Source organism: uncultured Senegalimassilia sp. (assembly GCF_902464545.1).
In the GTDB taxonomy this organism is placed as follows: domain Bacteria; phylum Actinomycetota; class Coriobacteriia; order Coriobacteriales; family Eggerthellaceae; genus Senegalimassilia.
The window spans coordinates 59,297-67,164 of the sequence record NZ_CABQJR010000011.1 but is presented as its reverse complement, the minus strand read 5'-3'; the positions used below and the strand labels follow the sequence as shown (position 1 = coordinate 67,164).

The 7,868-nt window shown below is 58.5% G+C and carries 6 protein-coding genes; all 6 read right to left on the bottom strand.

All coding sequences use genetic code 11. The features are described 5' to 3' along the window. On the bottom strand, positions 1 to 623 hold a 623-nt coding region (gene recA, locus RDW26_RS04630; RefSeq protein WP_307982707.1), incomplete at its 3' end, for a recombinase RecA. Between the two features lie 256 nt (positions 624 to 879). Then, a complete protein-coding gene (gene pgsA / locus RDW26_RS04625) occupies positions 880 to 2,103 on the bottom strand; it encodes a CDP-diacylglycerol--glycerol-3-phosphate 3-phosphatidyltransferase (RefSeq protein ID WP_307982706.1) in 1,224 nt (407 codons plus the stop codon). Between the two features lie 3 nt (positions 2,104 to 2,106). After that, positions 2,107 to 3,453, bottom strand: a complete 1,347-nt coding sequence (rimO, locus tag RDW26_RS04620; protein WP_307982705.1) for a 30S ribosomal protein S12 methylthiotransferase RimO — start codon at positions 3,451 to 3,453, stop codon at positions 2,107 to 2,109. A gap of 8 nt (positions 3,454 to 3,461) precedes the next feature. Further along, a complete protein-coding gene (locus tag RDW26_RS04615) occupies positions 3,462 to 3,959 on the bottom strand; it encodes a YajQ family cyclic di-GMP-binding protein (RefSeq protein ID WP_276668225.1) in 498 nt (165 codons plus the stop codon). A gap of 16 nt (positions 3,960 to 3,975) precedes the next feature. After that, on the bottom strand, positions 3,976 to 5,361 hold the full coding sequence (locus RDW26_RS04610; RefSeq protein ID WP_307982704.1) for a helix-turn-helix domain-containing protein: 1,386 nt from the start codon (positions 5,359 to 5,361) through the stop codon (positions 3,976 to 3,978). A 9-nt stretch (positions 5,362 to 5,370) separates the two neighbouring features. Continuing rightward, positions 5,371 to 7,851, bottom strand: a complete 2,481-nt coding sequence (locus RDW26_RS04605) for a DNA translocase FtsK 4TM domain-containing protein (protein WP_307982703.1) — start codon at positions 7,849 to 7,851, stop codon at positions 5,371 to 5,373. Positions 7,852 to 7,868 lie beyond the last annotated feature (17 nt).

Here is a 7,868-nt window from a genome sequence, read left to right as displayed (position 1 = left end):
GTTTCGGGGTTGCCGAACATCACGCCGATTTTCTCGCGCAGCTGATTGATGAAGATGCATGTGGTATTGGATTTGGAAAGCGAACCCGCAAGCTTTCGAAGTGCTTGGGACATGAGTCGTGCTTGCAGACCAACGGTGGTATCGCCGATTTCGCCCTCGATTTCGGCTCGGGGAACCAATGCCGCGACGGAGTCGATGACGACGCAATCAATTGCCCCTGATCGGACGAGCATATCGCAGATTTCAAGCGCTTGCTCTCCGAAATCGGGCTGGGATATGAGCACGTCATCGATATCCACGCCCAAACGGGCTGCATAGACCGGGTCGAGCGCATGTTCCGCGTCGATGAACGCCACGACACCGCCGAGCGCTTGCGCCTCGGCAAGGATTTGCAGCGCCAGCGTGGTTTTGCCGCTGGACTCAGGTCCGTACACCTCGATGATTCGACCCCTCGGAACGCCGCCGATCCCCAGCGCTGCATCAAGCGGCAATGCGCCGGTGGGTATAGCGCCGATGTTCAGGTCATGGCCACCATCACCGTATTTCATGATGGAGCCTTTGCCGAACTTAGATTCGATTTGGTCGGTTGTGACCTTGAGCATCTTGGATTTTTCTTCGTTCATGCGCTGGTTACCCTTCCTTTGCGCTGCTTTGCAACGCTATTGATTATACGAACGCCTGTTTCATAGTCAAGTACCAAATGCAAACATCGGTACGACTTGTCACCATCATAGCTCCAGCTTCTTGCACAACTCTTGCCCGAAATACCGAACAGGTTCACCAGAGCCTTGCACGGTTGTCTGGTGAACCTGTTCGATTGTTTGCTGTTATCGACGCTTCCGTGCATGGCCTGCGCCGTTGCACGCTAAGGGACCAAGCCTAGCTTTCTGCCTGCTGCTGCCCGCACACCGCCGCATCGATCATACGCAGGGCCTCAAAGGTGGTTTGCATGCGAACCTGGTTGCGATCCCCCTCGAAATGCTTCCGCTGAGCAGTGATCCCGGCGTCACTTGCACAGGCGAAGCAGACGGTCCCGACGGGCTTTCCCGGTTCCGCCCCGGACGGGCCCGCAATGCCGGTGACGGCAACGGCTACGTTGCAGGTCAGGTCCTTACACGCGCCCTGCGCCATATGGCGGGCAACTTGCGTGCTGACCACGCCGAATTCGTTGATAACCGACTCAGGCACATCAAGCACATCGGATTTCACTCCGGTTGCGTAACTGGTGATGCCGCCTCGCACGACGGCGGAGCTTCCGGAAACCGAAGTCAACGCAGTGCTGATCATACCGCCGGTAAGGCTTTCGGCGGTGCCGATGGTGATGCCCCGTTCGTTGGCATGCGAAATTACCTGAGCCGCAAGATGCTCGATATCTGCAATCCTCACGCCTACGTGCGGCTCTTCGATGCTTTCGCTTTGCTCGCTTTCGGCCTTCTGCTTGCGCTTTGCTCGCTTTGAGGGACCTAACCCGATAAGTTCGCGCGCCTTTGAAATGTAATCGAGCATCGATACGACCGTCAGCAGTAAGGCGATCGCCATGACGATCCAGCTGATAACCCACATCACATCCGAAAACGCCTCGACAAGCGTGCCCATCATGTAGCTGTCCTTGATGGTGAACAACACGATAGCGATCATCTGGAACACCGTCTTGAACTTGCCGTACCAGCTAGCGGAGATGACGGTGCCCTTGCTGGCCGCCACCATGCGCACGCCCGAGACGATGAATTCACGCGCAGCGATGATGAGCGCGACCCAGCTTGGTAGCGACCCAAGTTCAATCAATGCCAAGAGGGCCGCCATGACCAGGATTTTATCGGCAAGCGGATCCATGAACTTGCCGAAGTCGGTGACTTCGCCGCGGCTTCGCGCCAAATACCCATCAAGCCAGTCAGTGCAAGAAATCAGCACGAAGATGGCGGCAGCGATGAGGCTTTTGGAGTGTTCTGCCAGATCAGGCAGATGGAACCACTGCGGCCAAGGGCTCAAGAGCACAACGACGAACACGGGAACCAAGCATATGCGGATGAGCGTGACGATGTTAGCCGGCGTCCACAAATTTGTAGCAGCTTGCGGCGCGGCTTCCACTTGCAGCTTGTGCATGGGCTATTCGCCTTCCATTTCATACAACAGCGTATCGGTTATGGTGGCTCGGACGATATCGCCCGGCTCGCCGTTGTCGACATAGGTTACGCCATCGACTTCGGGGGCTTGGCACATCGCGCGGCCGAACAGCTGGCCATCCTCTTCCCTGCCTTCGACGAGCACGTCCATGGTTTTCCCGACGCGGGAGGCGACAAGCGGCGTACAAACATCGTCCGCAAGGTCGCGCAACCGTTGCGCACGGTAAGCCTTCTCATCGTCATCGATCTGATCAGACAGATCGTATGCACGGGTTCCCTCTTCACGCGAGTACGCGAACACGCCGATGTAATCGAAAAAGCCCTCTTCAACGAAATCGCAAAGCTCGTCGAAGTCCTCTTCGGTTTCGCCAGGAAAACCAGCGATAAGCGTAGTGCGCAGCGTTACCTCGGGGACGATGCGGCGAATGCGTTCCACCAGCGATTCATATTCTTCGCGCGATCCCTTGCGATGCATGGCCTTCAGGATGCTCGGCTGAACATGCTGAAGCGGGATGTCGAAATATGAGCAGATATTGTCATGCTCGGCTACGGTGTGCAGCAGCTCGTCGGTGATTCCCTCGGGCTGGATGTACATGACGCGGAACCAGGTATCGGCGAATTCATCAGCAAGCGTGCCCACAAGCCATGCCAGGCTTGAAGCATCCTCGAAGTCCTGACCCCAGCGCCCCGTATCCTGAGCGATCAGGACGATTTCCTTAACCCCTTCAGACACGCGATCGGCCACATCCGCGCGTACGGTTTCGTAGTCGAAGCTGTGATACCTGCCGCGAATATAGGGAATGGTGCAATACGAGCAGAAGCGGTCGCATCCATCCGAAATCTTCACGTAAGCCGAAACGGCACGCGAGCCATTGATTGCGATTGCGCCTTCGGGCACGGCTCCGAGCATGGCGGCCTTCATGCGCTCCAGGTGCGCCTCATCAATGTCAAGCGCCTGGGCGATGACCTGAACGATATCGTCTTCCTTGCTGCACGGAACGAATGCGGAGGCCTCGGAAAGCTCGGATTCCAGGTCTTGCCCGTAACGAGCGGGCATGCAGCCGGCGACGATGAGCGCAGCGCCCGCAGCCACGTTGGGCATGCCCGCAACCTCGAAGATGGCTTCAAGGCTTTCCTCGGTGGCGCTTTGGATGAACGAGCAGGTGTTCACCACCACGGCGTCGGCGGCTACAGGATCTTGCTCGATCACGAAGCCGCGACGGCTGAGCTGCGATTGCATGCGCTGGGTATCTACCTCGTTTTTCGCGCAGCCCATGGTGACGAATGCGACGCGAGGGCTCTCGATTTCAAACACGTTTTCGGTTTCCACGGAAATCCTTAGCGATAGTTAACGTACTGGAGCGGCTGGCCGTAATCCTGGCCCTTCAAGAATGCGATAACCTCTTGAAGCGTATCGCGGGAAGCGGAGGAGACACGCAGCTTATCGCCTTCGATGGTGACCTTCACCTTGAGCTTTTGCGCCTTGATATCCTTGTTGATCTTGCCGGCCGTTTCCTTGTCGATGCCTTCAACGATGGTTGCCGTCTGACGCACGCTTTGACCGGTAGCCGCTTGAGGGTCGCCCCATTTGACGGCGGCCAGATCGATGCCTCGCTTGATGAGCTTGCTGCCCATGATATCGATCACCTGGCGAGCCACGAAATCGGCAGGAGCCGCCACCGTGATGGTCTTCTTCTGCTTGTCGAGCGACAGCTCGGCGCCGGAGCCTTTCAGGTCGTAGCGCTGCGTCAGCTCCTTCTTCGCTTGCTGATATGCATTGTCGATTTCCTGCATATCGACGGTGGACACTACATCGAAGCTAGATTCCTTGGCCATGATGTTTGCCTTTCAACTAGTAAGACGAATACGTTGATGACGAGTACTGGGTTCCCGTTGTGCCGGATCCGGTGCCGCTCGTTGTGGTAGAACCGGTGCCGGAGGTGCTGGCCGACCCGGTTCCCGTCGATGACGTCGAAGAACCGACCGACGAACCGGTGCCGGTAGCCGACTGCGACGAGAGACCGCTTGATGCCGAGTTCGTAGTGGACGAGGTAGACCCAGTGTTGCTCGAGGAGGTGCTGGAGCTATCAAGCCCCTCGACCTTCACGTCAGGATGGTCTTTCGCCCAAGAGGCAAGGTAATCCTTGAAGTTCACCGTGGCCGTGGGCATGCCCGTGGTCGCATCGCTGGTGAATTCAACCTCTTTGCCGTCCATGGTGACGGTAAAGCCGGACGAGACCCAGGTAGCCAAGCTCCAGGTGCCAGAGACGTCGACCGTTGTATCTACCGGTCCGGTGAGCATCTGCTCGGTCGCCTGTCCATCCTCCGTGATGACGACGTAAGCTTGCTGGCCCTTGGCCAACTTGTACTCCACCTTTACGCTTGTAGGCACGGTTTCCGTTGAAGATGCCTTGGATTCCGAATCGTTGCTGTTGTTGCCGCTGTTGCTGTTGTTTGGGTTCTCCTGGGTGACGCCGCTGCCATCCGCCGAGGTGTCGGTGACGCCGGTAATGGGGACCTTCGCCACGTCTTGCGTGGAGGCCGCACCGCGGTTTCCAAATGCAAGCGCCACGATGATGACGAGCAGCAGCAAGATGACCACGATGACCGCGACATAGGGCAATCGCGCTTGCATCCCGCGACCCGCATTGTTCTGCGAACCGGAATAGAAATTGGTGAACTGCGTGGTGACAGCGCCGCCGAAATGGTTGGAGCGACGGCTTTCGTTCTCGGCGCGTGCCGCTCGCGAAGCAAGCAACTCGCGATATTCTCGTTGCGGCTGCTGCTCACGACGCGGCATGCGTTGGGTGCCCTGGCGCTGACCTCGCTGGGTACGCTGCGAACGACGACCATCGCCGGAGCGGTCTTCACTGTAGCGCGATGAGCGCTGCGAACCTTGCCCACGACCATCATGACGCCCGTCGCCGCGCGACACCGACCTACGACCCGAAACATGCGCAGGCGAATCGGATTCGCCACGGGTGCGTCCAACCTGGTAGGCGTATGCATCATCGAGATACATACGCGTGATGTCGGCAGGGTTGAGACCGACCAGCTTCGCATATGCGTTCACCATGTTGCGCGTATAGCCTCGCGCAGGCAAACGGGAAAAATCATTATTCTCGAGGGCGCGGAGGATGTCGGGGCGGATGCGCAGCCGACGAGCGGCCGACTGCACGTCGTAGCCCTTCCGCTCACGCGCTTCGCGCAATACGGTGCCGAATGAAACCTGGCCCATGCCTTCTCCTTATTGATTGTCGCCGTCATGTTGCTCGAACGCTTTGAGCGTTTCAAGCTCCATGGCATCGACGAGCACTTCTCTGGGCTTGCTGCCGTTCGGAGGACCGACGACGCCCTTATCTTCCAACATATCCATTATACGCCCGGCGCGGGAGTATCCCACTTTGAGGCGACGCTGGATATTGGACGTGGAACCCAAGCCGCTGGACACCACCAACTCGGCCGCCTCCCAAATGAGCGGATCGTCATCGGCGCAGGTGCCGCCGCTGGCATCCGAGGGGCACGATCCCAATGTGATTAGATTGGTGGATAAGATCTCGGAATGGTACTCCGGCTCGCCCTGACTGCGCAACTTCTCCACAACCGCGTTGATCTCATCTTCGGACACATAGCAACCCTGGATACGCATGGGCTTGGCGTATTCGGGCTTGCTGAGAAGCAGGTCGCCCAGGCCGATAAGGTTTTCCGCGCCCGGCGTATCCAAGATAACGCGGCTGTCGATGCCGCTTGCCACGTTGAAAGCGATGCGGTTCGTGATGTTTGCCTTGATAAGTCCTGTGACCACGTTGGTGGAAGGACGCTGAGTGGCAACGATCAGGTGAATGCCTGCCGCGCGCGCCAACTGGGCAATGCGGCTGATGGAGAACTCGACCTCCTTGCCGACGTTCATCATAAGGTCGGCAAGCTCATCGATGATGATGACGATATAGGGCAGCTCGTCGCCAAGCTCGTTTTCAGGCAGCTCCTCCCCTGTTTCCTGAGCGGCCTTCGCTTCAGCCTGAGCTGCCTGCACCTTGGCATTGTACTGGCCGATGTTTCGTGCGCCGACCTTCGAAAACACCTTCAAACGTCGTTCCATTTCCGCAACGCCCCAGCTCAAGGCGCTTGCCGCTTCCTTCGGCTCGGTGACAACGGGAACATACAGATGCGGGATGCCGTTATAGGGCGTGAACTCGACGCGCTTCGGGTCGATCATGATGAAACGCACCTCGGACGGAGTTGCCCGCATGAGGATGGACATGATCATCGCGTTGATGGAGACCGACTTACCGGAACCAGTGGTGCCGCCGATAAGCAGATGGGGCATCTTCGCAAGGTCGGAAACGATGCAGTGACCCTCGACGTCCTTGCCGATAGCGATCTGCAAAGGACCGGGGGCTGCGTCCTTGATGACATCGCCGAGCAGTACTGTCTGGCGAGTACGGTTAGGCACCTCGATGCCGACGTAATTGGTACCGGGAATAGGCGCGAAGATGCGCACGCCGGGCGCGGCGAGCGCCAACGCGATATCGTCTTCAAGCGCAGTCACGCGGCTGACGCGCACGCCTGCCGGAAGGTCCACTTTGAACAAGGTGACCGTCGGACCGGCAACCCAGCCCACCACCTTGGCCATGATATTGAAGTCTTCAAGCGTTTCTTGCAGGCAGGCGCCGGTTTCCTGAAGCTCCGAATCGGTCGCCAGGTCCTTTTCTGGATCGGTTGACGTGGCAAGAAGATCGAACGGCGGAAGTTCGAAACCCTGCTCGGGGCGTGGAGTGGCAACCGGCGTGGCCGCCTTAGAAGGCTTTTTCGGCATGGTCGGCGCAGCAGCACGCTCAATAGGCTTGCGGCGCCCTAGTTTACGCGTGATGGTTTCAGGTGCGTTGTTCGCGTCCTTACCAGCAGCGTCAACCGCTGCGGATGCGACGGCGCTGCCGTGTCGGCGATTCGAAGGCGCAGACTGCTTGAGCGTTTGGGTTTTAGCGGTTTCGAGCTCAGCGAGCTCAGCTTCGTTAACGGCTTTCGCCTTCGGGCGGGAAACCCTGGTGAAGGCTGGCGGCGGGACCACGCCATGCTCGCGCTCGTCGGCTTCTTCTCGAGCTGCAGCCAGCGTGCGCAGCTTCTCTACGATGCTGGATATGGAGAAGCCGATGACGATCAACCCGGCGATCGCAAGGCCGAACAACACGATTGCCGATATCACCTTGCCGAACAACGTCAGGCCGCACCATGCGATGCCCGCACCGATATAGCCCCCGCGCGCGGAAAGCTGATCAGCCAAGAACAGGTTGTCCGTAGCATCAGGGGCAGCTTCGGGCGTGAACAGCGCTAACAGGGAAAGCACCGCAACGAACAACATGGCCAAACCCACTGAAACACGCAGAGGGACGCCCTCCTTGTCGATGCGTACGAGAAAGCTTGCCCCGATTGCCACCAGGAAAAACGGCAGCAGGTACGCGCCGATACCCAAGCACAGATGCAAAAGCTGTGACACGAAGGAGGTGATGAGCGCATCGGTGGGAACGACAGCGGCGACGAACAAAACGATGCCCAACAACGTTACGGCAACACCGGTGATGTCGCGCTTGGTGCGCTCATCGAGGATCTGCGGTTGAGCGGGAGCCGAGGCGGCCTGTTTGGCAGCGCGTTTCTGCGCAGGGCTTGCGGCTTTGGATTTGCCGGCGGCCTTTTTAGATGAGGTTGATTTGTTCGAAGCAGTTCGGGCCACGCCCTCCCCTTTCGTGC